Raw genomic sequence first — 25,345 nt, forward strand, 5'->3', positions numbered from 1 at the left:
GAGCGAAAGCGCCTTCGCGGCGGTGGGTGGCCAGTAGTGCGCGACCCGGCGACCCCGCGACGCGCGGAGGCGGAGTGGGCACGTCGGGTGGGGTGGTGGGCGTGGTGGTTGGGGTGGCGGGCACGGTGGGTGGGGTGGTGGGCGGAGGGGCGGTGGGCGGTGGGCAAGAGGTCAGGGGGTGGGGGAGGCGCGGGCGAAGAGGAGGAGTTCGGGGAGGCTCGTGGCGAAGTAGTCGGTGACTCCGTCGTCGCGCACGGCCGCCGGGGGCGTGTAGTGGGCGCGGGCCTCGCCGAGGTGGGCGGGCGGATCCGTGAGCGGCAGCCCGAGGGCTTCGAGCGTGGCATCCCAGGCCGCGATCACCCGGCCCTCACCGCCCTCCCACGGGTGGAACGGGCGACCGAGCAGGATCCCGTGCGCCGCCGCCGCGCGACCCTCCGCCACGAGCAGCCCCACGTACTCGATCGTGAAGTCGTCGCGCCCCAGCACGAGCTGCTCCACGCCCTCGAGCCGCGCGAGGCGCTCGGCGGTGGAGTGACCGAGGCGGGCCGCGAGCTGGTCCTGCTCGTAGCGCAGGCGGGCGTCGTGGGGCGCAAGCTGTACCGCGCGCTCGTAGAGGTCCCAGGCCCGCGTGTCGTCATGCGCGATGTTGTATGACGCGAGGGCGGCGTTGCGCAGCAGCACCGGCTCGGCGAGCCCGGCCTCCACAGCCTCGGTCCACAGGGCGAGGGCCTCGGCCCGTCGCCCGTGCGAGTAGAGAAGCATGCCCAGCAGGTGGCGCGCCACGGCGTCGCTCGGCTCGGCAGCGAGGGCCGCCCGCAGGGCGTCGTGCGCATCGAGCCCGTGCGGGAACGCCCAGGTGAGGTCGGAGGATCGTGCGGCGGCCCTGGATGCCGAGGCGGCGGCGTGATCGCCGAGCGCCTCGTGCGCGCTCGCCGCGACGTAGTGCGCCACAGGCACGACGTTGCCCGCCGCGGTGGGGGGCAGGGAGGTCACGGTCGAGAGCACCTCGAGAGCCTCCGGCAGCGTCCCCGCCGCGAGCAGGTCGAGCGCCACGTCGAGCAGCAGGGAGGCATCGACGGGCCCCGGCAGGCCCAGCAGGGCCCGCACCGTGGGGTTGAGCGGCTCAAGCGCGAGCTCGGCCCGAAGCACCGCCTCGGCAGCCCCCTCAGCCCTCAGCCCACCCAGCTCGTTCTCTCCCCCGCCCACGCCGGCGACACCGGCGGATCCGGCCGAACCAGCGGTGGTGCGACGAAGGAGGAGGGCGCGGAGCACCGCGCGGCGGCTGTCGTGCGACACGACCCCGTCGAGCGTGTCGAGCACCCGCAGCGCCGCCCGCGTACGACCGCGCCGCGAGAGCGAGGCCGCGAGCTCGAAGCCCGCCGCGGCCGCCCACGTGCCGTCCCACCCCGCCTTGCCGAAGAACTGCTCCGCCTCCACATGCCGCCCGAGCCGACGCAGCACGAGCCCCGCCAGGTAGAAGGCCTCGGCGTCGAGCGGATTGGCGTTCCGCCGCGTCAGCCGCGCGAGCGCCGTCTGCACGTGCTCGAGCGCCTTCTCGTACTCGCCGGCCCGGTACTCGTGGTCGGCGAGCGCGAGGTTCGTGCGCACGTCGCCGGGGTCGCGAGCGAGCGCTGCCCGCCAGTAGCCGAGCGGTGACCGGGTCGGATGCCGGAACTGGCTGAGATGCAGCCCCGTGAGGTACAGCTCCTCCACCGACTCGACCTGCTCGGGCAGCATGGGCTCGTCGGCCACCCACGGCTCCTCGTCGGAGACGTCCGACGGCTCCCACCGCACGAGCACCCGCCCGCTCTCGTCGAGCAGCTCCACCGCCGTCACCACCGAGCCAGCGCCCCCAACAGCACCCGCGGCACCGCCTGAGCCGTCGCCCGCAGCCACCGCGAGCTCCACCGCCACCCCCGGCACCAGATCCTCCACCCGGGAAGCCACCACAGCACCCCCCGCCCGCACCCGCAGCGTGGCTCGAGGTCGCGGCGAGGTCACCGCGAACAGCGCCGCCTCCACCCGCCCCGCCGCATCCCGCCGCACGTGCACGGCGGCATCCGGAGTCGCCTGATGCGCGGGCCCGAGAGCGGGCAGCGGGTACCAGTACTGCGAGAAGACCTTCGTCTCGCCGGGCAGCAGCCAGCTGAAGTCGGGCTGGTTGTCGGTGTAGACGCCCGCCATGAGCTCCACGTACGGCCCGTCCCCGTCGGTGAGCTGCGCATCCCACGCGTGCCCGAACGGCTCGTCGCCCCACGTCCACTGCTTCTTGCCCGGCGAGACCCGCCGCTCGGCCCAGTGCACGAACCCGGCCCCGGCCCCGTGGTCGTAGCCGCCGAAGAAGTCGTCCTGCGAGTCCACGATCATGTACGACGTGGGCACCGGGATGTTGCGGTACCAGTCGACGCGGTCGGCTCCCGGCCGTGCGTCGGCGAGCGCCGGGTAGTCGACCCCGTAGTACGGCCGGTCGGCCGCGGGGAAGGCCGTGAGGGCCCGCCGCGCGTGGTCGGCCACGTACCGCACGTCCTCCGGGAAGAACGACTGGTAGTCGTCGTTCACGGCGGCGGCCACGTTGGCCCACCACAGGAAGGTCTGCCGCTCGCTCGTGCGGTTGTGCAGCCGCACGGCCAGCTCCACCACGGTGCTGCCCGGGCGCAGGCGCACGCCGTGCTGCCCCGCCATGCGCGCGAAGGGATCGTGGTCGGCGCACCACACCGTGACCGATCCGTCGTCGCCCCACTCGATGCTCGACTCGACGGGCAGGTAGGTGGCCGGCCGGTGGTGCTGCGGCCAGTTGAACTCCACGCCGCCGCTCACCCACGGCCCCGCGAGCCCCACGAGGGCGGGCTTGATGACGTTGTTGCGGTAGAAGAAGTCGTAGTCGGTGGTCTTGTCGTAGCCGATGTGGATGCGACCGCCGAGCTCGGGCAGCACCACGAGCCGCACGTACTCGTTCTCGAGGTGCACGGCCTGCCACTCGCGCGGCCGCCCCTCATCCGAGACCCGCTCGGTGAACGGGATCGGGTAGACCTTGCCGCTCGACCCCTGGTAGACGCGGTGGTCGAGGAACATCGGATACGCGCTCGGCGCCTCGGCGTCGTAGGTGCGGATGGTGAGCGGCTCGCTCCAGGCCACCGGCCGGCCCGCCTCGAGCGTGGCACGCAGGGCCTCGGGCACCTCGGGGAGGCGGATCTTCGAGAGATCGACGTCGTGGTCGATGGTCATGGGGTGCCTCCTCGGCAGGGATTACAGTGCAGTACATGAACGAAGCGACTCCCGGGGAGCCGGCGTCCGACGTGAGGGACGGCTTCGCGAACCAGCGCTTGTGCGTGGTCCCGAGGCCTCAGGTCGATGCGGCGGCGGTGCGGGCGGGCACCCGCCGCCTGCTGGTCACGGATGCCGGCTACTTCCCGCGCGCCCACCACCACCGCCGGCGCAGGAGCCACGGGGCGGCGGAGACGATCGTCATCCTGTGCGTGGCGGGCCGCGGCACGGTGACCGTCGACGGCCAGAGCTACGAGCTCACGCCGTCGAGTTCCGCGATCATCCCGCCGTTCACCTCGCACGAGTACGCGGCATCCGACGACGACCCCTGGACGATCTGGTGGATGCATGTGCGCGGCGCCGACGTGGCCGACCTCATCGGCCCCGTGCTGGCCGGCCAGCAGCCCGTGATCGAGCTCAAGTCGGTCGACCGCATCGCCGCGCTCTTCGACGAGCTCGTGGGCAGCCTCGAGCAGCGCACCACACCCATCCACCTGCTGGCCGCGGCCGGCGTGGCCTGGCACCTGCTCACGCGGCTCGCCGCCGACAGCATGCTGCCGGCCACGGGCTCCCCGCTCGAGCGCGCCATGCGCTACCTCGAGGCGCGTGTGGAGGGCGCCATCACGGTCACCGAGCTGGCCGCGATCGTGGGCCTCTCGCCCTCGCACCTCAGCACGCTCTTCCGGCACGCCACGGGAGGCGGGCCCGGCGCCTTCCACACCTCGCTCAAGATGGGCCGTGCGCGCACCCTGCTCGACACCACCACGATGCCCGTCGCCGAAGTGGCCCTCGCCGTCGGCTACGCCGATCCGCTCTACTTCTCCCGGCATTTCCGTCGTCTCCACGGTGTGAACCCGTCCACGTATCGATCGCAGCACAAGGGGTGACGATCAGCCGGGGATGCCGATGCGGCGCTCGCCGGAGCGCAGCTGCTGGATGACCACGGCCACCACGAGCAGCGTGCCCTGGGCCACGTTCTGCCAGAAGGTGTTCACGCCGAGCAGCGTCATGCCGTTCGTGAGCACTCCGAGCAGGATCACGGCGAGGATGGTGCCGGCGATGGCGCCCTTTCCGCCCTTGAGCGCGGCTCCACCGAGCGCTGCGGCCGTGATGGCCTGCAGTTCGAGACCCTCGGAGCCCGAGATCGGCTGACCCGATCCGGTGCGGGCCGTGATGAGGATCCCCGCGATGGCAGCCACGGCGCCCGTGACCATGTAGACGCCGATGATGTAGCGGTTGATGTTGATGCCGCCGAGTCGCGAGGCGATGTTGTTGCCGCCGACCGCGTAGATGTTGCGGCCGATGGTGGTGTAGCGCAGCACCACGTGGGCGAGCACGGCCACCGCCACGAGCACCCAGATGAGGGTGGGGACTCCCAGCAGGGTGCCGCGGGCGAGGAAGACGAAGAACGGGTCGGCGCCGGTGTAGCCCTGCGCGCGGCCGTCCGAGATGAGCTGCGCCACACCCTTGAACGCCGCGAGGGTGGCCAGGGTGGCGATCACGGGGTTGACCCGGCCGAACACGATGATGCAGCCGTTGATCAACCCGCAGACCACGCCGATGGCCACGGCCCCGAGCACGCCGAGCGCGGCCGAGGTGGTGGCCGTGAAGATCATGGCGGAGGTCACCGAGGTGAGACCGGCGATCGATCCCACCGAGATGTCGAGGGCGCCGAGGATGATCACGATCGTCTGCACCACCGCGAGCAGGCCCACGATGGCGATCGCGGTGCCGATGACCTTGAGGTTCGGCACCGTGAAGAAGAGCGGGTTCTGGATGCCGATGACGGCCACCACGGCGGCGATGGCGATGATGAGCGAGATGTTCTGCACGCCGACGGCGCCGATGAAGCGCTTGAACGGCGACACCGTGTCCGTCTCGAGAGGTGCTGTTCCGGTCGTTCCCACGGGGGATTCCTTTCGGGTGGTGGAGGTCATGCGGCGACGTCCTCGTCCATCGCGAGCGCGAGGATGCGCTCTTCGGTCGCATCCGCGCGGGGGAGCTCCCCGGCGATGCGGCCACCGGCCATGACGTAGATGCGGTCCGAGACGCCGAGCACCTCGGGGAGTTCGCTGGAGACGACGATCACGGCGACACCCTGGTGCGCGAGCTCGTCGATGATGGCGTAGATCTCGCTCTTGGCACCCACGTCGATGCCGCGGGTGGGCTCGTCGAGCAGCAGGAGCTTGGGCTTGGTGGCGAGCCACCTGGCGAGCACGACCTTCTGCTGGTTGCCTCCGGAGAGGTTTCCGACCAGCTGCTCGGTAGAGGGGGTGCGGATGCGGAGCCGCGTGATGTACTCCTGCGCGAGCGCCTTCTCGGCGCGGCTGTTCACGAAGATCCAGCGCGAGAGCGACTTGAGCACCACGAGGGCGGCGTTGTCGCGCACCGAGCGCTGCAGCAGCAGGGCCTCGGCCTTGCGCTCCTCGGGAGCGAAGCCGATGCCCGCTCGGATGCTGTCGGAGGGCTGGCGGATGGTCTCGCGCCTGCCGGAGATGAGGATCTGGCCCGAGACTATGGGGTAGTCGCCCGCGATGGTCTTCATGAGCTCGCTGCGACCGGCGCCCACGAGGCCCGCGATGCCCACGACCTCGCCGGCCCGCACGCTGAGGTCGATGCCCTCGACGAACTGGTTGCCCACGCCCTGCAGCTCGAGCACGGTCTCACCGAGAGGAGCGGGATCGCGGTGGAAGAACTTGTCGAGGTCGCGGCCCACCATCATGCGCACGAGCTCCTCGTGGTCGGTCTCGCCCACGGCCTTGGTGCCCACGAAGGCGCCGTCGCGGAGAACCGTGATGTGGTCGGCGAGCTGGAAGATCTCGGCCATGCGGTGCGAGACGTAGCCGATGGCGATGCCCTCGGCCTGCAGCTGGCGGATGAGCGAGAACAGCAGCGCCACCTCTTCGTCGCCGAGCGACGAGGTGGGCTCGTCGAAGCAGATGATGCGCGGTCGGCTCACGACGGCCCGCATGATCTCCACGATCTGGCGCTGCGCGGGGGAGAGCTCGGAGCCGAGCGCCTCGGCGCGCAGCGTGCGGTGGAAGCCCCAGCGCTTGAGCTCCTCGCGGGTGCGCTTGAGCAGCGCGCGCCGGTTGAAGCCGGCCCTGCCGAGGCTGCCCACGAAGATGTTCTCCGCCACCGAGACGGCGGCGATGATCTCGGGCTCCTGGGCGATCACCCGGAGGCCGGCGGCCCTCGCATCCGCCGGATCCGTGAACGCCACGGGCTCGCCGTCGATCATGAGTCCGCCCGCGTCGGGGCGGTAGTCGCCGTTGAGGATCTTGAGCAGCGTGGACTTGCCCGCGCCGTTCTCGCCCATGAGGGCGGTGACCTGCCCTGCTCTCAGCTCGAGCTCCACGCCGCGCAGGGCGCGGACCGGGCCGAAGCTCTTCGTGATTCCCGCTGCGCGCAGCGCGATGACTTCCTCTGGCATTGCTGACCTCGAATCCGTGGTGAGGGGTGACGTGGTGAACCGACCTGGAACGGAGAACGGCGGGGGCGGCCGCGTGCGACCGCCCCCGCCGTCCGGAACCGCTAGGTGCAGACCACGCCCTCTTCCTCCCAGTTGGAGGCGTCGACGATCTCGGTGTTCGCGATCGACTGCGGCGGCAGGGCGGTGCCGTTGCGCAGCAGGTCGATCATCGACGTCGCGGCGGCCTTGCCGACCTCGATGCCCGAGATGAACAGGGCGGCCTTGTTGCCCGTCTCCTGACCGGCCTTCCAGTCCTTGCAGGTGAGGTACGCGCCGAGGCCGACGCCGATGATGTTGTCGGCCGAGACGCCCGAGTTCTGCAGCGCCGTCACGACACCCGTCTCACCCTCGTCGTTGCAGCCCCAGACCACCCAGTTGGTCACGCCGGCGTTCGCCGTGATGATGGCGCCCGCCTTGTCCTGCGCATCCGTGGCCGAGTTGTCGGTGCCCACGTCGATGATCTCGGGGCCGTCGGGGATGGCCTCGGCGAAGGCGCTCGCGGCACCCTCCACTCGCTGCTGGCAGACCGAGAGGTCCTCCTTGTAGGCGGAGAGGATGCGGGTGTTCTCCGCGGTCCAGCCGGCCTCCTGGTAGAGACGAGCGGCTTCGGCACCGACCTTCTCACCCATCGAGGTGCCGTCGAAGCCCGAGAACGGAGCGGCGTTGCCCGCGGCGTCCTCGATGGTGTCGTCGGCGGCCATGATCGGGATGCCGGCCTCCTCGGCGAGCTGGATGACCTGCGGGCCGATCTGCTGGTCGGGCACCACGATGATGATGCCGTCGACCTGCTGCGCGATCGCGGCCTCCACCTCGGAGATGGCCTTGTTGGAGTCGGTGCCGAGGTCGACGACGTTGATCGTCACGTCGCCGGCGGCCTCTGCGGCCTCCTTGGCGCCGTTGGCCTCGTCGATGAAGTACTGCTGATCGCCCTGCTTCTGCAGGAAGGCGATGGTGAGCGGGCCGTCCGAGGGTGCGGCGGCGGCATCCGTGGAGGTTCCGCCTCCCGTCTCCATGCCCGAGGTGCAGGCGCTCAGGGCGACCAGTGCGAAGGCGGCGGCCGTGGCCGCGAAGACGGCCCGGCCCTTCTTGGTGCGTGCTGTGAGAATCGTCATCCGCGTTCCTTGTCTCCATTGATCTGCCGGCCCGACGGCCGGAGGGGATGTTCGTTGTTCAAGCTACGTCGCCCGACGCCGGGCTTCGAGGACTATCTGACGGAACACCTGGACGATCGTACGATCGCAAAGTTCTCTCGGCTGCCGTGTGACATATCCGGCCTCAGGTGCGTCTCACCAGTAAGACCTCATCGAACACCTACAGAAGGAGCATCGACATGGCCACCGCAACCCCCACCGTGACCCCCGCCGCCGTCAGCACCCCCACGAGCACCACGACCTCGCTCGGCAAGACCGTCATCAACGACGGCGTCGTCGCCAAGGTCGCCGGCATCGCGGCCCGCGAGGCCCGTGGCGTCTTCGCCATCGGAGGCGGAGCAGCCCGCGCCTTCGGCGCCATCCGCGAGGCCGTCGCCGGAACCGACCAGACCCAGGGCATCCGCGTGGAGGTCGGCGAGACCCAGGTGGCCGTCGACGTCACGATCGTGGCCGAGTACCCGCTGTCGCTGCAGGACGTGGCCGACGGCGTGCGCTCGAACATCATCCAGGCCGTCGAGACCATCGTGGGCCTGCAGGTGACCGAGGTCAACGTGACCGTCAACGACGTGCACCTGCCGAGCGACGACGTCGACGAGACCGCCGAGGCGCGAGTCCTGTGACCGGCTCCAGCACGCGCACCGGCATCCTGATCGGGGCGGTCCTCGCCCTCACCTGGATCATCCTCGGCTTCTGGGCCTTCTTCTTCGTGGCGATCGCCATGGCGATCGGCGCGATCGTGGGCCGGATCCTCGACGGCAAGCTCGATGTGAGCAGCCTCGTCGACGCCTTCCGCGGAAAGCGCTCGTCGTCATGAGCGGCGTCGCGATGGGCTCCGTGAGCCCCGTCGCGGCCGCGTCCAAGCCCGCTCGCGGTCGCAACCGCATCACGGCGAAGGCGCTCGACCGCGTCGTGGCCGCCGTGACCGCCGACACCCTCGGCGTGAAGGCGTCCCGCGTGGGCGTGGACCTGGGCGACGAGCGCGGGCTCCTGGCCCTCACCGTCAGCACGCCCATCCGCGTGGTGCCGCTCTCCCGCATCCGCAGCGATGCCGGAGTCGTGGGCCGCACAGGTGGATCGGTCGTGGACCGGGCCGCCGCCGCGCAGGAGACGATCCGCGAGAGGGTCACCGAGATCACCGGCTCGACCATCGGTCGGGTCACCGTCCGGCTCACCGCCGTCGACATCCAGCACGAGGAGAGAGTCCGATGAGCACGACACTCACCAAGACCGCCCAGGCGGCGCCGGTGGGCGCGACTCCGCAGTCGAGCCCCGAGCGGGGTGCGGCCTCCGAGGCCGTTCCCGCGTCGTTCGCGGCCCTCTACCGTCGCATCCTGCGGCGCGAGACCCACTCGCCGCGCTCGCTCGTGGCGATCGTGCTCGCCGTGCTCCTGATCCTGGCGTTCGCCTGGGTCGGCACCGAGATCGTGATCGCCCTGCTGGGCGCACCCGCCCTGCTCGTCGCCCCGCGCGACATGTTCACCTCCGCGGTGAACCTCGTCGACGTCCCTGCAGCCCTCGTGGCCGCGGCCGGCATCGTGGTGGCCGTCATCGGCCTCGTGCTCGTGATCGTGGCCCTGTCGCCCGGTCGCCGGGCACGGCACGTGCTGAACGCCTCGCGCACCGCCGTGGTGGTGGACAACGAGGTGATCGCCTCCGCGCTCGCCCGCCACGCCTCCTTCACGGGCGACGTCGATCCCGACAACGCGTCGGTCTCCGTCTCGCACCGTCGAGCCGTGGTCGACCTCACCCCCACCTCGGGAGTCCCGGTCGACAAGGCCGCGGTCAACGAGGAGGTCTCGCGCCAGCTCGACTCCTACGGGCTCGAGCCCCGCGTGACGTCGCAGGTGCGCATCTCGGAGAGCGGGAGGATCGGCGCATGAACAGCACCAACCGAGCCGCCAACCGGCTCCTGACCTTCGTGGTCGGCCTCGTGCTCCTGCTCCTCGGAGCCGCAGCGGCCGCCGCCGTGCTCGTTCCCGTGGTGCGCGACGGCTGGACGAGCTCGACCTCCGCGATCACCGACCAGGTCGACACCTGGCTGCAGCAGACCGCGCTCGGCGACCTCGGGGTGAGCTGGATCCTTCCCGCCATCCTCGTGCTGCTCATCGTGGCCGTGATCGTGCTCATCGTCTTCATCGTCCGTCAGGGCCGAGGGCGCACCGGTCGCGTGCTCGAGGACCGCACGAGCGAGAACGGCACGACCGTGGTCGAGTCCGGCGTGGTCGAGCAGGTGCTGCAGGACGCGATCCGGGATCGCCCCGAATTCGTCTCCTCCCACGTCTCGACCTACGAGGTGCGCCGCACCCCGGTGCTGAAGATCGCGGTGACCTGTCGCCGCGGAGTCTCGCCCAAGGACGCGGCCGACATCGTGGAGGATGCCGTGCTCGCCCTCGACCAGCTGCTCGGTCGTCCGCTCCCTGCACTCGTGCAGATCAGCGGGGGCTTCCGCTCCCGCGTGACGTCGACCACGCGGCTGCAGTAGCCGCTTACTCCCCAACCCCGGTTCCCGCACCCCGTGGGGCCGATCCGCAAGAAGAAGAACACTGGAAGGAGCTCATCATGAGCGCAGCAGACAAGATCAAGAACGCCGCGGAGGACCTGGCCGGCAAGGCCAAGGAGGCCGTGGGCAACGCGACCGACAACGAGAAGCTCGTCGCCGAGGGCAAGGCCGACCAGGCCAAGGCCGACGCGAAGAAGGCCGGCGAGAACGTCAAGGATGCCTTCAAGCACTGACGCCTCCACCGCGTGGCCGTCACCTCTCCTCCAGGGGTGACGGCCACACTGCCATTCCAACTGAACGAGAGAAGAAGGCCATGACCGACAAGTCGAACTCCGAAGAACCCACCGCTCCCGGGGCCGACGGCCCCAACCTGGGCGGCGACGGCACCATCCCCAACTCCGACACCGGTATCGCGCTCGGCCACGACCCCGACGGGTCGCACTTCAACCCCGAGGAGGAGGACGGCGACGCTGCCGACACCGCTGACGACACCGACGGTGCAGAATAACCGCATGAGAACAGTCGCCGTCGTCATCAATCCCAGCAAGTTCGACGACGTCGACGCCGTCAAGGCGACGGTGGCGGAGGGTGCCCAGCGCGCGGGCTGGAACGAGCCGCTCTGGTTCGAGACGAGCATCGACGACTCCGGCACCGCCGCCGGTCGGTCGGCGCTCGAGGCCGCGCCCGACCTCGTGTGCGCCATGGGCGGCGACGGCACCGTGCGTGCGGTCGCCGGCGTGCTGCGCGGCACGGGCGTGCCCTACGGCCTGCTGCCGAGCGGCACCGGCAACCTGCTGGCCCGCAACCTCGGCATTCCGCTCGGCTCGCTCGACGACGCCGTGGAGATCGCCCTGCTCGGCCAGGACCGCGCCATCGACGTGGGCACCGCCACCTTCGACGACGGCGAGGAGCGGGTGTTCGTGGTGATGAGCGGTGTGGGCCTCGACGCCGAGATCATGGACAAGACCGACGACGACCTCAAGAAGAAGGTCGGCTGGGGCGCCTACGTCGCCGCCGGAGCTCCCGCGCTCTTCAAGGGCGGCTTCGAGGCCACCATCACCATCGACGGCGAGACCGAGGAGCCCACCGACTGCCTCATGGTGCTCGCCTGCAACTGCAGCTCGGTGGTGGCCAACATCGAGCTCGCCACCGGCGCCGTGCTCGACGACGGCGACCTCGAGCTCGTGATGCTGCGGCCGAACGTGGTGGCCGGCTGGCTGGGTGTGGCCATCGACGTGGCCACCCGCAACCGCAACGGCCTCGCCTCGATCAAGCAGTGGCCTGGGCGCGAGTTCGAGTTCACGCTCGATCAGCCCGTGCTCGCCGAGCTCGACGGCGACCCCGTGGGCGAGACCAGGAGCGGTCGGTTCGGCGTGGATCCCGCATCGCTCATCGTGCGGCTGCCCGTGCCGGCGGCGCAGAGCCCCGGGCTGTCGCCGCGGAGTGCTGTGTCGCTCGTGGAGGCGGCGGACGACGAGATCGTGGATGACGGGATCGACGACGCCGGCGAGGGTGAGAAGACCGAGGGCTAGCGCTTCGAGGTCCACCCCGTGAGCCGCTTGAAGCGGCGGCCCTCCACGGGGGAGTCGGTGACGATCGGCGTCATGGCGCTGCGGTGATCGGCGCCCAGCTGCGCGGCGGCGCGCTCGACCGAGGCGGTCACGCGCTTCGCCACGAGGCCCACGGTGCCGCCGTCGCCGCGGAAACCCCAGACCGTCGCCACGAGCAGCCTCGACCCGCCCTCGGGCAGGTCGATCGCCGCGATGGGAACGGCGCAGCGGGCGAAGGGTCTCCGCACTCCCACGAGAGCCAGCAGCGGCACGACCTCGAGGGCGAAGCCCGCCCAGTTCGAGGCCGAATCGTCGCCGATCTCGGCGAACCGCACCGACCATCCGTCGTCCGTGTACTCCTTCGGCTCGATCCCGAAGCCGTCAGCGTGCAGGGCGGTCAAGACGGCGTTCTGCGTCTCACGGGCAGCGAGGGGTGAGAGGAGCTCGTGGTAGCGCCGGACGGTGCCGAGCGCGAAGGCGTGGTCGCTCATGGTTTCGGATGCGGCGGGTCGGATACGGCGGGTCGGATGCGGCGGCTGGCCGATGGTGTCAGCCGTTGCGGCTCTCACCCGTTGCGCGGATGGAGCGGAGGGCATCCGCGGTCGGGTCGGTGCTCTCCGCCGGGTCGTTGCCGTCGGCCGCGGCGTCGGCGGTGAAGTCGCGCTCGGCGCCGTGGTGCGCCTCGTCGGCGGCATCCTGCTCGCGCTTGCCCGCGGCCTTCTCCTCGGAGGAGGCCTCCTCGGCACCGGCCATGACGGGTGCGTCCTGCGTGTTCTCGTCCTGCGTCTCTGAGGTCATGCCCCGAGCGTATCCGGATGCCGCGCACACGGCCCGGACGGGCTGCTGCCGGGTGAGGTTCAGGTGCCGAGGTAGCGGCGCAGGAGGATCTCGTGGGTGCGGAAGTGCCAGCGCACCCGCACCATCGTGATGCCCTCGGCGCGGAGCTCCTCGGCCGTGCCCCGGGTGAGGCGCGATCCGGAGACCTCTCGCCAGCCGCCCGCCCCGGCGTACACCCCGACGATCCTGGGCCGCGCGCCGCGCGATCCGAACTTCACAGCCCCATACGCGGTCACGGTGTCCGGCACTCGATGTCCTCCGGGTCGGCCGGGCCGATGGACAAGACGAGACGCCGGCTCGAGCCCAGGATGGAGGCGAGCGACGGGGTGGGTGGTCGTCGCTCGCCTTCTCGACAGTAGCGATGCGGCGCTCCACCGCGTCAGCCCTCCATTCGGGCACCTCGATGAACTCCTGGTGGCGCGGAGGAGGACAACCCCTTGCCAGGTGCGCCCGAGGTCTGTTGGCTGGAGAGATGTCCGTTATCGACGATCCGACCGAACGCCCGCAGACCCTCCAGCGACCGCGCGGAGGGTTGGATCCGATGGCCGTGGTGTCGCTGCTCGGCGGGATCGCCGCCATCGTGACCCTCGCGGTCGGCATCCCGACCTGGATCCCGCTGTGGCTGACCATCATCGGGCTCTTCACGGGGATGATCTCGGTGCTGCGATCGCGACCCTCGACGGCGCGCTGGGTGGCGACCGCGGGCATCGTGGTGTCGCTGGTGCCGTTCGTGATGTTCTTCTTCTTCATCACCACCTAGGGCACCCGTACCGATCTAGGTAGAACTTCGGTAGTCGGCTTCTTGAGGGGGTTCTCAGCGGTCTCATAAGTTGGGTTCGTCGGCGCGCCCAGCGGGTCGACGCCGGGAGGCGCGGGTGCTTGTTCGGCGACACCTGACCCGTCCAGCACTGCGAGATCGATGACTCCCCTCCCCAGGCTCCTCCGACGTGACCGCGTCGGGAAGTCGGCCGGGCGTGTGCGCCCCGCCGTGGCCGGTGCGGTGGTCGTGGCCCTCCTGGGCAGTCTGTTCACCCTCGGTGCGGTGCCCGCATCCGTCGCCGCTCCTCTCCCCGTCGAGACCGGTGCGACCTCCACGCCGCCGGCTGAGGCACCCGAGGCGGATCCGGCTCGCGAGGCGGAGCCGGTTCCCGAGGCGGAGCCGGTTCCCGAGGCGGAGCCGGTGCCGCAGCCGGCACCCGAGGTCGAGCCCGTGGAGCCGCCGGCTGACGAGCCGGACGCCGTGCCGCTTCCGGAGGTCGAGCCGACCGAGCCCCCGGTCGAGCAGCCCGAGCCGGAGCTCCCGGAGGGCGATCCGTCCCCCACTCCGTCACCCTCCTCCACCCCGCAGGGCCCGGCGCAGACCGACGTGCCCGTGGAGCCGGTCGAGCCCTCGGCGAATGACCCGCCCGAGCTGTCGCGTCGAGCAGCATCCGACATCTCGACCCTGGCCGCCGGCGTGCCCGAGGCGGCGACCCAGACGTGGATCGAGACCTTCGAGCAGGGCGTGGCGAACACACCGACCCGCGTCGACCAGTACGCGACCAACAAGTACACGGGCTCGGCCTTCTGGCTGAACGTGAACAACTGCAACGGCGTCGTGGTCAACTACAGCGCCACCTTCCCCACCACTCCCTTCTGCACCCTCGGGGCAGCGGCGGCGTCGCGATTCAAGGCCGCCCGCATGGCCGACGTGCTCGGTCAGGTGCAGAACAACGTCGCCGCAGGGGCCGTGAACCCCGGAGGGTCGACCGACACCGCACCGGTGAACGGATCGACGGCCGCGACCCGCCTCAACCACTCGGTGGCCGGCCTGACGAACGCGGCCCAGGGCACGCAGGCCGCCAACCAGGTCGTGCTGGAATCCGTGGCGGCCGTCGGCCCGGCCCCCACCCCCACGACCGACCGCTACTACTCGATGTCGATCGACGTCTCCGAGGACTCCTGCGCCCTCCGGCCGAGCGGCCAGAACAACAACTCGCGACTCGACCTCGCGCTCGTCACAGGCACGACGGCGCGGCCCCTCACCGCCGCCCCGATCGTGGCCTGCAACGTCACCAACGGCCGCTACACCTCCAACATCCTCCCCGCCGACAGCCAGTCCGATCCGTGGGGCGGCAGCAGCCCCTCCACCCGCGCCGGGCGCTTCTTCACCGACTCGTCGGTGCTCCTCACCCCCGCGCAGGTGGCGACGGCGAGAGTGAGGCTGTCGAACCAGGAATCCGACATCGCGGGCAACGACTTCTCGTTCGACACTCTGCGCCTGCTCGACTCCACGCCGAGCCTCGACCTGCAGTTCAGTCCTGCGCTCGTGCCGGCTGGCGTCGCATCCACGCTGACCTTCACCGTCACGAACACCGCCGAACTGGCCGCGAAGCCCGACTGGAGCTTCACCGATGCGCTGCCGAGCGGCCTGGTCGTTGCTCCCAGCACACCCTCCGCCCCCGCCATCGGAGGCACCTGCGTGAGCACCACGGGCGCCGCCCTCGTGGTGACCGCACCCGCGGCCTCGCCCACCATCACCGTGACAGGGGGCGACCTGGCTGCGGGTGCCGCGAGCTGCACGGTCACCGTCGCCGTGCTGTCGAACACCGGAGGCACGTACACCAACGGTCCCGGGAACGTGACGACCATCCTGAACGCCCCGGAGGCGACGACCCTGACCGTGGAGCAGCCCACGACCGTCACGCTGCGCAAGAACGTGGTGAGTCGCGCACAGAACGCCGATCAGTTCCGCCTCGCGCTGCTCTCCGGTTCCACGGAGATCGGCAGCGCCACCACGGCCGGCACCGCGGTGGGCCTCCAGACCCAGGAGGTCGGCCCGATCGCGGTGACCCGCGGAGCCACCTACACCGTCTCGGAGACCGTGGTGACGACCACGCAGCTTCGTTCCTACAACTCCACATACGAGTGCGTGCGGGGAACGACCACGATCGCCAGAGGAACCTCCGTCTCGGGATCGCTGACCATCCCCGACGAGGCGGGCCTCAGCATCGTCTGCACCTTCACCAACACAGCGCAGCCGGTGCCCAGCCTCTACTGCGACGGGAGCTACCTCTACGGCGTCCGATCCGACGGGGCGCTGACCCAGACCAACGCTCTCGCGTCTTCGGGCGCTGTGACCGCCTCGGTCATCGCCGCGGGTCCGACGGGCGTCACCAACACCAACTCCCTGGCCATCGACGTCGAAGGCCAGACGGCCTACGCGCTGACGCGCAGCACGGGCACGAACACCAACACGGCCACCGGTGTCATCACGTACTCGGTCTCGGCCTCCGGCACCCTCTCGGCGACGCGCACCCCCTTCACGACCCCTCAGTCCCTGGGAGTCCCGGCCTCGATCGTGATGGGGGCGTTCGACCCCATCGGTCGGGACTACGTGATCGGAACCACGAGCGAGGTCAACGGCGTCGGTCGCATCAACCTCTGGCGCTTCAACGGACTGACCTCCACCCCCCTCTTCACGCTCCTGGGGTTCGTGAACACCGGCGCGAACTCCGCGGGCAACGGCGACATGGCCTTCGACGCGAAGGGCAACCTGTTCATCCTCCGCAGCGAGGGCACGGCGGCCCAGTTCTTCAGCGTCTCCGGACCGGTGCTCGCCGCCACACCCGCCGGCGGCCAGATCGCCGCCACCGCCACGACTCAGCGCGCCATCGCGGGCATCGGGGCCGGCCCCCTGAACGGACTGGCATTCTCGCCACGCGGAACCGCCTACGTGGGAACAGGGACCAACGCGTACCAGTTCGACCCCGCGACGTGGACGGCGGTCGCCAACACCCCCACGATCACCATGGGGACCGACGCGGTGCCCAACACCGACCTCGCCACCTGCGCCTCCCCCTCGAGCTTCTCCCTGAACAAGGTCGTGCTGAGCCGGGTGACGGGGCAGGCGCACGACTTCCGCATCTCCGTCGCGACGGGCGGCTCCGAGGTCGCCACCGCCACCACCGGCACGACAGGCACGACCGCGACGATCGCCCCGATCACCGCAGCGGTCAACACGGTCATGACCATCTCCGAGGTCCTCCAGACGAGTTCGACCACCACCACCGCCGTGCCCGTGACCTACACCGTCATCTACGAGTGCTTCGCCGATGGCATCCGCATCGCGTCGGCTCGCATGGACTCCACCAGGTCGACGACGGTGACCATCCCGAACCAGGTCAGTGTCGGCGTCGCCTGCACGATCTACAACACCGCCCAACCGGTGGCCGAGGTCACGGTGAGGAAGAGCACAGTCGACGGTCTCGGGGCCAACCCGCAGCCGGCCCCCGGATGGACGGTCGGTACGGCGGTCGCCTCCGCAGGGCCGGGGACGGTCGTGCTGCCCGCGGATCCCGCCAACACCAGCACCACCGCCGGGCGCTCCGAGGTGCTCACGAACGCGAACGGATCCTCGTCGTTCTTCCTGCTCTACAGCTCCGCCGCCGGCGCCGCGACCGTCTCGGTGCTCGAGCGCCAGCAGGCCGGCTACCGGCTCGACAACCTCACTTGCACGGTCACCCGAGGTACGGCGACGACCTCATTCACCGACACGAGCGCCGCGACAGACTCCGGTAACTACGCCGTGCGCCCCGTCACGGGCACGGTGGCGCCGGGCAACGTGGTCGACTGCACCTTCACCAACCGCGCCGTGGCCACCCTCACCCTCGTGAAGAACGTCTCCTACGGCAGCGCAGCGCCCTCGGCGTGGCAGCTCCAGGCGACCAGGAGCGTGCCGACCGCTCTCGTGGGGCCGAGCGGAGCCGGCGGCAGCGGCGCCCTCACCGCGGTGCCCGTCTCGGCCGACACCCCGTACCGCCTCACGGAGACCGGCGGATCGGCGACCTACGTGCAGGTGGGGGGATGGTCGTGCGTCACGGCCACGGGCACGACCGTGCCGGTGACGGCGGCGGGCGACGTGACCCTCACGAGGGCGACCGCTGTGACCTGCACCGTGACGAACGCGACCGCATCCCTGACCCTGCTGAAGAACGTGCAGAACCCGTCCACTGGGTTCCAGCCGTCGACGTGGAGCCTCACCGCCAGCCCGGCGACCCTCGCCGGGCTCACACCGCGCACGGTGGCCGGGGCCGATTTCCAGACCACGGGGAACGCGCCCAGCACCTTCGATGTGCGCCCCGGTCACTCGTACACGCTCACCGAGGCGCTGGCCCAATCGGGCACCCGTCTCGCCTACCGGCAGGTGCGGCTCGAACTGCGGCAGCCGAACGGCACGTGGACGCCCGTGACCTCGGCGACCATCACCGCCCCCGCGGCCGGGCAGACGGCGGTCTACCGATTCGTGAACGCCCCCGTCTCACCCATGAACCTGCCCCTCACGGGCGGTGTGAGCGTCGACGCCTACCTGATCTCCGGGTTCGTCGTGCTCGCCCTCGCGCTCGCCCTCGCCATCTGGCACGGGCGCCGTCGGACACGAAGGAGAACCGTCTGAGACGCCCATCCCTCGTGACCTCGATCCAGCACCTCCCTCCATCAGCTGCACCTGCTTCACCTGACCTCTCAATCGAACGGAGAATCTCATGTCCTCAACCGCACTTCGGCGGGTCACCGCCGCGATCGGGGCCTTCGCTCTGGCTGCGGGCGTGGCGCTCGTAGCCGTCGCGCCGGCGCAGGCCGTCATCCTGCCCGGCAACATCGACTCCGAGCAGCCGCGCTCCCTCACCGTGCACAAGTACGCTCTCGGCGCCGGCAACGGCGCGATCGCCGGCACCGGCCAGGAGCTCCCGCCCTCCACCAACCTGGGCATCCCCCTCGCGGGTGCGGTCTTCACCGCGACCCAGGTCTCGGGTGTCGACCTCACCACCCCCGAGGGCTGGACCATCGCCACCAACCTGACTCCTGCCACGGCCTCGACGCGACTCGGCAGCACGTCGTTCACGTCGACGCCCTCGTCGTCGACCGGCACGGCGGACTTCACCGTCGATCCCGCCCTGTACCCGACCGGCATGCCGATCGGTCTGTACTACGTGCAGGAGACCGTGCTGCCCGCCGACGCGACCAACCCGGCCGCGCCGTTCCTCGTGTCGCTGCCGCTGCCCACCGGCCCCGTCGGTGCTCCGGCGAACCAGTGGATCTACGACGTGCACGTGTACCCGAAGAACGCGGTGACCGAGCTCACGAAGACCCGGGTGCCCGCACCCGCGAACTCCGCCGAGGCTCGCAACCCCGACCTCATCCGCTGGGCGATCGCGTCGAGCATCCCCACCCTCGCCGTGGGCGACCCCATCACGAACTTCACGCTCGTCGACGAGATCCCCGCCGACCTCGAGTTCGTGGCCACCCCGCCGACCGGCGTCACGCCGACGACGGTCACGGTGACGAGCGCAGCCGGCATCGCGCAGAGCTTCGCCGAGGGCGCCGACTACACCATCACCACCACGGCGGGTACGTCGACGCTCACGTTCACCCCCGCGGGGCTCGTGCGTCTCACCAACCTGCAGGGTGGCGTCGTGTCGTTCAACGTGCTCACGCGAGCCGTGTCCATCCCGCCGAACGGCCTGATCGTGAACAGCGCCACGGCCAACATCAACGGCGCGACGGAGACGGTGACGGGCACGACCCCCATCGGCCAGCTCACGGTCTTCGCCTTCGAGAGCAACAACGGCAGCCCCCGCGTGCCTCTCGCCGGCGCGGTCTACCAGGTCTACATCAGCCAGAACGACGCGAACCTGCAGCAGAACCCCATCTCCATCGAGGGAGTGACCAACTGGACGACCGACGAGAGCGGCTACGTCGAGATCCCGATCGTGACGCCAGGCAACTACTTCGTGCGGGAGATCACCCCGCCCGTCGGCTTCAACCTCCCGAACTCGAACCCGGTGCCGACCGTGGTCGTGGCTGGGGAGACCTCGACGGTCGCGCCCGTGCAGAACTACGTGGAGTTCAACCACACCCAGGTGTCGGTGGCGAACTTCCTGCTGCCGCTCACCGGTGGTGACGGCGGGCTGTGGTTCGGCCTCGGTGGTGCCGGACTCATCGTCCTCGCCCTCGGTGCCGCATTCGTGGTGCGCCGCCGCGCCGCCGCTGCGCAGGCGGCTGCGTAGGCTGACGTGATGACAGCGAAGGTGGGGCGTCCATCCGGCGCCTCACCTTCGCCGTTCCACGGCGAGGCAACCGGCACCGGCCTTCCGTCGCGGAAGGCCCTGCGCCTCAGCCGTCGCTGGCGACTGCCGGTGCTGCCCCTCATCATCGCGATCGTCTGCGTCACCGGGGTCGGGCTGCTGCTGTTCCCCACGATCGTCTCGTGGTTCAGCCAGTACGAGCAGTCGCAGCGCATCGACGAGCTCACGGCCGACGTGGCCGACCTGAGCGCCGAGACCCTGCGCGAACGCCTGCAGCAGGCGCGCGACTACAACGCCGACCTCACGAACGGCGGCGCCAGCATCGCCGCGAACGAACGTCTGCCGCTCGCCGAGCAGCCCGAGCAGCCCGGCGACTACGGCAGCATCCTGCGCGCCGACGAGAACGGGCTCATGGCGCGGCTCAAGGTGCCCTCCATCGACGTCGACCTGCCGATCTACCACGGCACGAGCGACGAGGTGCTCGACCAGGGTGTCGGTCACCTCGAGGGCACCGCCGTGCCCGTCGGCGGCAGCACCACGCACTCGGTGCTCACCGCCCACCGGGGGCTCGCGACAGCCGAGCTCTTCACCCACCTCGACCGCGTGCAGGTCGACGACACCTTCACGGTGGAGGTCTTCGGCGAGGTGCTCACCTACCGGGTGTTCGACAAGCGCGTGGTCGACCCCGCCGAGACCGAGAGTCTGCTGCCCGTCGACGGGCGCGATCTCATCACGCTCGTGACCTGCACGCCGCTCGGCGTGAACAGCCATCGGATCCTCGTGACCGGGGAGCGGGTCATCCCGACACCGCAGGAGGATCTGGACGGGGCCGGGGAGAGCCCTGAGATCCCGACATTCCCGTGGTGGGTGCTGATCGCCGGTGGCGTACTGGCGGGAGCCGCGGTGTACGTGTGGTGGTCGGGCCGCCCCGCGCGGCCGGCCGTCGCGGACGGGGTGGGGTGATGGACGACAGGGTGAAGTGGTGGATGGCGTTCGTGACCGACGAGCTCGGCGCACTCGCCGACGTCGTCTACGAGGCCTCCGAGGAGCGGGACCACATCGCGCCCGGCGAGACCGGGGTGCCTGCGGTCGTGACCATCACGCCCCACCGCGCCGAGGCGATGTCGCTCACCGTGATCGGCGGCGGCTTCGAGGTGCCCACGCTCCGGCTCGGCGACATCGCCGAGATCGAGTGCTCTGGCGTGCCGTCGGAGGAGGGCACGGCCTCGCTCGATCCGTCGAACCAGGCCGGCGTCATGATCGCGGCCGTCGTGAGCGACGGGGCGGCACTCTACGAGGGGCGCCTGCGCCGTCGCCTGCTCGTGCTCGGCCCGCCCGAGCGGCACCGCGTGCTCGAGCGCATGACGAGGGTGGCCACGTGGCCGCCCTACAGCGACCACTACGACCAGCTCTCGCTGTTCCGGCGCCCGCCCGACTACGAGCAGCTGCCGCGGGAGGCCTTCCTGCTACATGCTGCGCGGTGAGGGTCGGCGGCGTGGTTCTCGGCCCGCGGGTGCTCAGCGGGTGGGGCGGCGGATCATCCAGAGGATCGTGGCGATGAGGATGCCGGCGAACAGGCCGATCGCGATGCCGAAGCCCACTCCGAGGCTCGGGATGAGGAGGCCGAGGATCGGCCCCAGGATCATCCCGGCTACGACTCCGATGATGGCGTAGCGGGCGAGGCCCGCGTCGTCCGCTCCCGATGCGCTCATACCGAGCACCCTATGCGGTGCGGGCCGCCGGCGCTCGGGTCTGCGGGGCGAGGCGGGTGCCGAGGGGGTCGTCGATCACGTGACGGAGCACGAGCTGGGCCGCACCGACCGCGAGGATGTCGCCGCCGAGTTCGGCCGTGACCACCTGCACGTCGTTCTTCGCCCCGGGGAGGGCGTGGGCGAGCTCCGCCTCGAGCGACTGCATGCCGCGGGCGTTCACCATGCTCGCGAGGAAGCCGCCGAGGAGCACCCGCTCGGGGTTCATGACGTTGACGACCGTGCGCAAGGCGATGCCGAGGTATCTGAGTTGGCGATCGGCTTCGACCGAGGCGGGGGAGAGGGACGGGGATGTGCCGGTGCCGGTGCAGGGCTCGCCCATGTCGGCCGCGTTCTCGGCGAGCCTCGCGCGATCCTCTTCGCTCCGGCGCACGAGCTCGCGCTCGAGCTCGTCGGGGGCGACCCCGCCCAGGGCGGCGAGCAGCCCGGCGCGCGTGACCTCCGTCTCGAGGCAGCCGGCGGCCCCGCAGTCGCACGGCCGGCCGACGGTGTTCACGAGCGTGTGACCGAACTCGCCCGCGTAACCGTGGGCGCCCGCGAGCAGCGATCCGTCGGTCATCGCCGATCCGCCGATGCCGGAGGCGCCGCCGTTCAGGTACACCATCGTGCCCAACCCGCGACCGGCCCCGAAGAGCGACTCGGCCATCACCCCGCAGTTGGCGTCGTTGTCGATGACCACGCGGATGCCCTCGGCGGAGGTGAGCAGCTCGGTGAGCGGCACGTTCTGCCAGCCGAGATGCGGGGCGATCACCACATCACCCGTGGACTTGTTGATGAGGCCCGGCACCGCCACGCCGATCCCGCGCAGACCGCCCTCGGGGGCGAGGATGCGCCGGAGCTCGCCGACGGCCTCGATGACATCGGCGGGGCTCGGCGACTGCGCGTGGGCGACCCTCGCCCGGGCGAGCACCCGCCCGCCGAGCCCCACGATCGCGCCCGCCGTCGCATCCACCTCCGGATTGATGGCGAGAACCCGCACCGCGTCGGAGGCGTGCACCGACGGGCTGGGACGACCGACACCGCCCGAGCTCGCTGGCTCGCGCTGGAACACGACGCCGGCCTGCTCGAGATCGGCCACGAGGGCACGCACGGTCGAGCGGTTGAGGCCGGTCTCGTGGGTGAGCTCGGCGCGCGTGCAGCCGTCGCGCACGTGCACGGCCTGCAGGATGGACGAGAGGTTGCGGCGACGCAGGTCGTCGAGGTTGCCGCCGGATCGGCCGCTCGCGGGGGGATCCCCTGCCGGTGAGGGGGCGTGCGCGGGCGTGATCGTGGCCATCAGCAAGAAGTGTAGCTTCCGGGATCGTGCTGCGGTTCTGCGGCGGCGTGGGTGATTCCACAGGTTAATTCACGGGCGAGCCCATGTTGATGCGTACGCATCGTGTCTATGGTGGACTCCGTACAAGAATTCGTCTGGGGAGGTGGTGTGTGGTGGGTGGCTTGAAGTCGGGCGCTCGTTTCACGATCGACTCCACCGGGCGCACGGGCACTGTGGTGGGGCCCGTGGAGGACGGGTACTGGGAGGTCATCCTCGACGGGGTCGACGACGTGACCGAGTTCTCGTTCGACCAGCTCCGGTTGTCCTGACCCCTCCCGATCGGCTCTCGGCAGGCTCATAGCAAGTCACGGGGTGAGGATACGTTCCTCCAGCCGGGCTCTTATGGGGCTCTCCTGCAATGAGGCATGCGAGAAAATCAGAACACCACGCAGCCGTCCGTCCCGGCGCGCACGACCCGCCGCCACAGGTGGCTCCGCCGCCGCAACGTCATCATCGGATCGGTGCTCGGCGTCGCGCTCGTGGCAGGGCTCGGAACCACCTGGGCCCTCGACCGGTACGTCATCGCCCACGTGGAGATCTCCGACGTGGCCGCCTACGAGGCCGAGCAGTCGGCACTCACCGGCACCGTCGACGACACGGCGACGGACGAGACTGCGACGGGCGCCGACATCAGCATCTCCACCATCACCACAGGCACCGGAGACGACACGGTCACCTACTACGTGGCCGACGTGACCCTCTCGGATGCGACGGTGCTGCGGTCGGCGTTCGCGCAGAACTCCTTCGGCGAGAACATCACGGAGACCACCTCCGACATCGCGGAGGACAACAACGCGATCTTCGCCATCAACGGCGACTACTACGGCTTCCGCGACACCGGCATCGTCATCCGCAACGGAGTCGTCTATCGAGACACCGGCGCCCGCGAGGGGCTCGCGTTCTACACCGACGGCACCGTGGAGGTGTACGACGAGACCGCCACCACCGCCGACCAGCTCGTGGCCGACGGCGTCTGGAACACCCTGTCGTTCGGCCCCGCGCTCGTGGAGGACGGCGAGATCGTGGACGGCATCGACGAGGTGGAGGTTGACACCAATCTCGGCAACCACTCCATCCAGGGTGAGCAGCCGCGCACAGCGGTGGGCGTGATCGACGACAACCACCTGGTCTTCGTGGTAGTCGACGGCCGGAGCGCCGGCTACAGCAAGGGGGTCACCATGACCGAGCTCGCCGAGATCATGCAGTCCCTCGGGGCCACCACCGCCTACAACATCGACGGCGGAGGATCCTCCACCATGTACTACGACGGCGAGCTGGTGAACAACCCCCTCGGCACGGGCGAAGAGCGCGGCACCTCCGACATCCTCTACATCGCGGGCTGAGGCGGGCGACCGTGATCGTCCTCATCCCCTCGTACCAACCCGACACCCGATTGGTCCACCTGGTGGCCGAGCTCAGGCTGGCCGCACCCGACGCCACGGTGCTCGTGGTCGACGACGGCTCCGGCCCTGAGTACCGACCGGTCTTCGAGAGCGCGCGCACCGCAGGCGCCCAGGTGGTCGGTTATGCCGAGAACCACGGCAAGGGGCACGCTCTCAGGCACGGCTTCCGGCAGGCGCGACGTCACCACCCCGGTGAGGTCGTGGTCTGCGCCGATTCCGACGGGCAGCACCGCATGGCAGACATCCTCCGCGTCGCGGAGAACGTGAGCCGGGGAGTCATCACTCTCGGAGGTCGACTCTTCACCGGTGCCGTGCCGGTTCGCAGCCGGCTCGGCAACTCCGTCTCACGGGGTGCGTTCCGAGCGGCCACCGGCATCGCGGTCGAGGACACGCAGACCGGGCTCCGCGGTTACCACCCCTCCCTGCTCGACTGGCTGATCACCGTGAAGGGCGACCGCTTCGAGTACGAGCTGAACGTGCTGCTCGAGGCGCGGGCCGCGGGCCACCGCATCGACGAGATCGCCATCGAGACCGTCTACCTCGACCACAACGCCTCCTCGCACTTCCGGCCCATCGTCGACTCCGTGAGGGTGATGCGCCCCTTGCTGCGCTTCGGTGCGTCGTCCCTGCTGGCGTTCCTGATCGACGCCATCGCCCTGCAGGTGCTGTTCGGGGTCACGGGTTCGCTCATCGTCTCCGTCGTGGGTGCGCGAGTGCTGAGCGCCTCGGTGAACTTCCTCGTCAACCGCCAGCTCACCTTCCGCTCCCGCGAGCGGCGACCGGTGAAGAAGGATGCGCTGCGCTACGCCGCCCTGGCCGCGACCCTGCTGGTGGCGAACCTGCTCCTGCTCGAGGCCCTCACCCGGGTGGGGCTGCCGCTGCTCCTGGCGAAGTGCGCCACGGAGCTGGTGCTGTACGTCGCCTCCTTTGTGGTGCAGCGAAGGGTCGTCTTCCCTGCGACCAGCACTCGAAAGATCGCCATAGACGCCTCATAGGAAGCGCATAGCCGGGCGACGTCCA

26 protein-coding genes are annotated in these 25,345 nt (G+C 70.4%); 17 read left to right on the top strand and 9 right to left on the bottom strand.

The genetic code is table 11. From position 1 onward, the window contains the following. Positions 1-171 precede the first annotated feature (171 nt). Complete coding sequence (locus ACEXQC_RS17010) at positions 172-3,225, bottom strand: DUF5107 domain-containing protein (protein WP_374825124.1); 3,054 nt, start codon at positions 3,223-3,225, stop codon at positions 172-174. Between the two features lie 35 nt (positions 3,226-3,260). Between ACEXQC_RS17010 and ACEXQC_RS17015 the strand changes: the two genes are divergently transcribed. Further along, complete coding sequence (locus ACEXQC_RS17015) at positions 3,261-4,151, top strand: AraC family transcriptional regulator (RefSeq protein ID WP_374825126.1); 891 nt, start codon at positions 3,261-3,263, stop codon at positions 4,149-4,151. Between the two features lie 3 nt (positions 4,152-4,154). Here the strand turns inward: ACEXQC_RS17015 and ACEXQC_RS17020 are convergent, their stop codons facing one another. From ACEXQC_RS17020 to ACEXQC_RS17030, 3 genes are all read right to left on the bottom strand, one after another. Continuing rightward, on the bottom strand, positions 4,155-5,201 hold the full coding sequence (locus ACEXQC_RS17020; protein WP_374825128.1) for an ABC transporter permease: 1,047 nt from the start codon (positions 5,199-5,201) through the stop codon (positions 4,155-4,157). After that, positions 5,198-6,697 carry a sugar ABC transporter ATP-binding protein gene (locus ACEXQC_RS17025; protein ID WP_374825130.1) on the bottom strand — a complete coding sequence of 500 codons (1,500 nt, stop codon included), beginning with the start codon at positions 6,695-6,697 and terminating at the stop codon, positions 5,198-5,200. The genes ACEXQC_RS17020 and ACEXQC_RS17025 overlap by 4 nt, the downstream gene beginning before the upstream one ends. A 101-nt stretch (positions 6,698-6,798) precedes the next feature. Further along, complete coding sequence (locus tag ACEXQC_RS17030) at positions 6,799-7,848, bottom strand: substrate-binding domain-containing protein (RefSeq protein WP_374825132.1); 1,050 nt, start codon at positions 7,846-7,848, stop codon at positions 6,799-6,801. Positions 7,849-8,066: 218 nt separating this feature from the next. Here ACEXQC_RS17030 and ACEXQC_RS17035 point away from each other — a divergent pair, with 218 nt between their 5' ends. From ACEXQC_RS17035 to ACEXQC_RS17070, 8 genes are all read left to right on the top strand, one after another. Next, positions 8,067-8,507 (top strand): Asp23/Gls24 family envelope stress response protein, encoded by a 441-nt coding sequence (locus ACEXQC_RS17035; RefSeq protein WP_374825134.1) that lies wholly within the window; start codon positions 8,067-8,069, stop codon positions 8,505-8,507. Then, entirely contained in the window at positions 8,504-8,701 is a 198-nt protein-coding gene (locus tag ACEXQC_RS17040; RefSeq protein WP_374825136.1) for a DUF2273 domain-containing protein, read from the top strand. Before ACEXQC_RS17035 ends, ACEXQC_RS17040 begins: the two co-directional genes overlap by 4 nt. Then, positions 8,698-9,096 carry a hypothetical protein gene (locus tag ACEXQC_RS17045; RefSeq protein WP_374825138.1) on the top strand — a complete coding sequence of 133 codons (399 nt, stop codon included), beginning with the start codon at positions 8,698-8,700 and terminating at the stop codon, positions 9,094-9,096. The genes ACEXQC_RS17040 and ACEXQC_RS17045 overlap by 4 nt, the downstream gene beginning before the upstream one ends. After that, positions 9,093-9,767: an Asp23/Gls24 family envelope stress response protein gene (locus ACEXQC_RS17050; protein ID WP_374825140.1), complete on the top strand. Its 675-nt coding sequence runs from the start codon at positions 9,093-9,095 to the stop codon at positions 9,765-9,767. The genes ACEXQC_RS17045 and ACEXQC_RS17050 overlap by 4 nt, the downstream gene beginning before the upstream one ends. Continuing rightward, the gene (locus ACEXQC_RS17055; RefSeq protein ID WP_374825142.1) at positions 9,764-10,369 is read left to right on the top strand and encodes a hypothetical protein; all 606 of its coding nucleotides are present in this window, start codon (positions 9,764-9,766) and stop codon (positions 10,367-10,369) included. Before ACEXQC_RS17050 ends, ACEXQC_RS17055 begins: the two co-directional genes overlap by 4 nt. Before the next feature lie 77 nt (positions 10,370-10,446). Next, on the top strand, positions 10,447-10,620 hold the full coding sequence (locus tag ACEXQC_RS17060; RefSeq protein WP_374825144.1) for a CsbD family protein: 174 nt from the start codon (positions 10,447-10,449) through the stop codon (positions 10,618-10,620). A gap of 80 nt (positions 10,621-10,700) precedes the next feature. Continuing rightward, positions 10,701-10,895, top strand: a complete 195-nt coding sequence (locus ACEXQC_RS17065; protein ID WP_374825146.1) for a hypothetical protein — start codon at positions 10,701-10,703, stop codon at positions 10,893-10,895. Positions 10,896-10,899: 4 nt separating this feature from the next. After that, positions 10,900-11,919, top strand: coding sequence for a diacylglycerol/lipid kinase family protein (locus ACEXQC_RS17070; RefSeq protein WP_374825148.1), 1,020 nt, complete (start codon positions 10,900-10,902; stop codon positions 11,917-11,919). Here the strand turns inward: ACEXQC_RS17070 and ACEXQC_RS17075 are convergent. The 3 genes from ACEXQC_RS17075 to ACEXQC_RS17085 are packed head-to-tail and all read right to left on the bottom strand — an operon-like array spanning position 11,916 to position 13,022. Further along, the gene (locus ACEXQC_RS17075; RefSeq protein ID WP_374825150.1) at positions 11,916-12,428 is read right to left on the bottom strand and encodes a hypothetical protein; all 513 of its coding nucleotides are present in this window, start codon (positions 12,426-12,428) and stop codon (positions 11,916-11,918) included. The genes ACEXQC_RS17070 and ACEXQC_RS17075 overlap by 4 nt on opposite strands. Before the next feature lie 58 nt (positions 12,429-12,486). Next, entirely contained in the window at positions 12,487-12,735 is a 249-nt protein-coding gene (locus ACEXQC_RS17080; RefSeq protein ID WP_374825152.1) for a hypothetical protein, read from the bottom strand. Between the two features lie 59 nt (positions 12,736-12,794). Then, a complete protein-coding gene (locus ACEXQC_RS17085; protein ID WP_374825154.1) occupies positions 12,795-13,022 on the bottom strand; it encodes a hypothetical protein in 228 nt (75 codons plus the stop codon). 224 nt (positions 13,023-13,246) lie between these two features. On the opposite strand from ACEXQC_RS17085, the gene ACEXQC_RS17090 reads away from it, so the two are divergent. The 5 genes from ACEXQC_RS17090 to ACEXQC_RS17110 all read left to right on the top strand — a co-directional run bounded on the left by ACEXQC_RS17090 (position 13,247) and on the right by ACEXQC_RS17110 (position 21,322). Next, entirely contained in the window at positions 13,247-13,534 is a 288-nt protein-coding gene (locus ACEXQC_RS17090) for a hypothetical protein (protein WP_374825156.1), read from the top strand. Positions 13,535-13,693: 159 nt separating this feature from the next. Further along, entirely contained in the window at positions 13,694-18,208 is a 4,515-nt protein-coding gene (locus ACEXQC_RS17095) for a DUF7933 domain-containing protein (protein ID WP_374825158.1), read from the top strand. A gap of 88 nt (positions 18,209-18,296) precedes the next feature. Then, complete coding sequence (locus ACEXQC_RS17100; protein ID WP_374825160.1) at positions 18,297-19,820, top strand: SpaH/EbpB family LPXTG-anchored major pilin; 1,524 nt, start codon at positions 18,297-18,299, stop codon at positions 19,818-19,820. Positions 19,821-19,829: 9 nt separating this feature from the next. Continuing rightward, positions 19,830-20,801: a class C sortase gene (locus tag ACEXQC_RS17105; RefSeq protein WP_374825162.1), complete on the top strand. Its 972-nt coding sequence runs from the start codon at positions 19,830-19,832 to the stop codon at positions 20,799-20,801. Next, positions 20,801-21,322, top strand: coding sequence for a hypothetical protein (locus ACEXQC_RS17110; protein ID WP_374825164.1), 522 nt, complete (start codon positions 20,801-20,803; stop codon positions 21,320-21,322). The genes ACEXQC_RS17105 and ACEXQC_RS17110 overlap by 1 nt, the downstream gene beginning before the upstream one ends. Positions 21,323-21,355: 33 nt before the next feature. Here ACEXQC_RS17110 and ACEXQC_RS17115 read toward each other — a convergent pair whose 3' ends face one another. Together ACEXQC_RS17115 and ACEXQC_RS17120 are read right to left on the bottom strand one after the other, a co-directional pair. Then, positions 21,356-21,550: a hypothetical protein gene (locus ACEXQC_RS17115; protein ID WP_374825166.1), complete on the bottom strand. Its 195-nt coding sequence runs from the start codon at positions 21,548-21,550 to the stop codon at positions 21,356-21,358. 10 nt (positions 21,551-21,560) lie between these two features. Beyond that, the gene (locus ACEXQC_RS17120; protein WP_374825168.1) at positions 21,561-22,883 is read right to left on the bottom strand and encodes an ROK family protein; all 1,323 of its coding nucleotides are present in this window, start codon (positions 22,881-22,883) and stop codon (positions 21,561-21,563) included. A gap of 152 nt (positions 22,884-23,035) precedes the next feature. On the opposite strand from ACEXQC_RS17120, the gene ACEXQC_RS17125 reads away from it, so the two are divergent. The 3 genes from ACEXQC_RS17125 (at position 23,036) to ACEXQC_RS17135 (ending at position 25,320) form a co-directional block, all read left to right on the top strand. Further along, a complete protein-coding gene (locus ACEXQC_RS17125) occupies positions 23,036-23,191 on the top strand; it encodes a hypothetical protein (RefSeq protein ID WP_374825170.1) in 156 nt (51 codons plus the stop codon). Between the two features lie 96 nt (positions 23,192-23,287). Beyond that, positions 23,288-24,265 (top strand): phosphodiester glycosidase family protein, encoded by a 978-nt coding sequence (locus tag ACEXQC_RS17130; RefSeq protein ID WP_374825172.1) that lies wholly within the window; start codon positions 23,288-23,290, stop codon positions 24,263-24,265. An 11-nt stretch (positions 24,266-24,276) separates the two neighbouring features. After that, positions 24,277-25,320: a GtrA family protein gene (locus ACEXQC_RS17135; protein ID WP_374825174.1), complete on the top strand. Its 1,044-nt coding sequence runs from the start codon at positions 24,277-24,279 to the stop codon at positions 25,318-25,320. Positions 25,321-25,345: the final 25 nt, after the last annotated feature.

It is taken from the genome of Herbiconiux liukaitaii, from assembly GCF_041927495.1.
GTDB lineage: Bacteria > Actinomycetota > Actinomycetes > Actinomycetales > Microbacteriaceae > Herbiconiux > Herbiconiux liukaitaii.

Coding starts and splice junctions, on each gene's coding strand:
- ACEXQC_RS17010 (WP_374825124.1), bottom strand. CDS start 3,225: ATGACCATCGACCACGACGTCGATCTCTCGAAGATCCGCCTCCCCGAG.
- ACEXQC_RS17015 (WP_374825126.1), top strand. CDS start 3,261: ATGAACGAAGCGACTCCCGGGGAGCCGGCGTCCGACGTGAGGGACGGC.
- ACEXQC_RS17020 (WP_374825128.1), bottom strand. CDS start 5,201: ATGACCTCCACCACCCGAAAGGAATCCCCCGTGGGAACGACCGGAACA.
- ACEXQC_RS17025 (WP_374825130.1), bottom strand. CDS start 6,697: ATGCCAGAGGAAGTCATCGCGCTGCGCGCAGCGGGAATCACGAAGAGC.
- ACEXQC_RS17030 (WP_374825132.1), bottom strand. CDS start 7,848: ATGACGATTCTCACAGCACGCACCAAGAAGGGCCGGGCCGTCTTCGCG.
- ACEXQC_RS17035 (WP_374825134.1), top strand. CDS start 8,067: ATGGCCACCGCAACCCCCACCGTGACCCCCGCCGCCGTCAGCACCCCC.
- ACEXQC_RS17045 (WP_374825138.1), top strand. CDS start 8,698: ATGAGCGGCGTCGCGATGGGCTCCGTGAGCCCCGTCGCGGCCGCGTCC.
- ACEXQC_RS17050 (WP_374825140.1), top strand. CDS start 9,093: ATGAGCACGACACTCACCAAGACCGCCCAGGCGGCGCCGGTGGGCGCG.
- ACEXQC_RS17055 (WP_374825142.1), top strand. CDS start 9,764: ATGAACAGCACCAACCGAGCCGCCAACCGGCTCCTGACCTTCGTGGTC.
- ACEXQC_RS17060 (WP_374825144.1), top strand. CDS start 10,447: ATGAGCGCAGCAGACAAGATCAAGAACGCCGCGGAGGACCTGGCCGGC.
- ACEXQC_RS17065 (WP_374825146.1), top strand. CDS start 10,701: ATGACCGACAAGTCGAACTCCGAAGAACCCACCGCTCCCGGGGCCGAC.
- ACEXQC_RS17070 (WP_374825148.1), top strand. CDS start 10,900: ATGAGAACAGTCGCCGTCGTCATCAATCCCAGCAAGTTCGACGACGTC.
- ACEXQC_RS17075 (WP_374825150.1), bottom strand. CDS start 12,428: ATGAGCGACCACGCCTTCGCGCTCGGCACCGTCCGGCGCTACCACGAG.
- ACEXQC_RS17080 (WP_374825152.1), bottom strand. CDS start 12,735: ATGACCTCAGAGACGCAGGACGAGAACACGCAGGACGCACCCGTCATG.
- ACEXQC_RS17090 (WP_374825156.1), top strand. CDS start 13,247: ATGTCCGTTATCGACGATCCGACCGAACGCCCGCAGACCCTCCAGCGA.
- ACEXQC_RS17095 (WP_374825158.1), top strand. CDS start 13,694: ATGACTCCCCTCCCCAGGCTCCTCCGACGTGACCGCGTCGGGAAGTCG.
- ACEXQC_RS17100 (WP_374825160.1), top strand. CDS start 18,297: ATGTCCTCAACCGCACTTCGGCGGGTCACCGCCGCGATCGGGGCCTTC.
- ACEXQC_RS17105 (WP_374825162.1), top strand. CDS start 19,830: ATGACAGCGAAGGTGGGGCGTCCATCCGGCGCCTCACCTTCGCCGTTC.
- ACEXQC_RS17110 (WP_374825164.1), top strand. CDS start 20,801: ATGGACGACAGGGTGAAGTGGTGGATGGCGTTCGTGACCGACGAGCTC.
- ACEXQC_RS17115 (WP_374825166.1), bottom strand. CDS start 21,550: ATGAGCGCATCGGGAGCGGACGACGCGGGCCTCGCCCGCTACGCCATC.
- ACEXQC_RS17120 (WP_374825168.1), bottom strand. CDS start 22,883: ATGGCCACGATCACGCCCGCGCACGCCCCCTCACCGGCAGGGGATCCC.
- ACEXQC_RS17130 (WP_374825172.1), top strand. CDS start 23,288: ATGCGAGAAAATCAGAACACCACGCAGCCGTCCGTCCCGGCGCGCACG.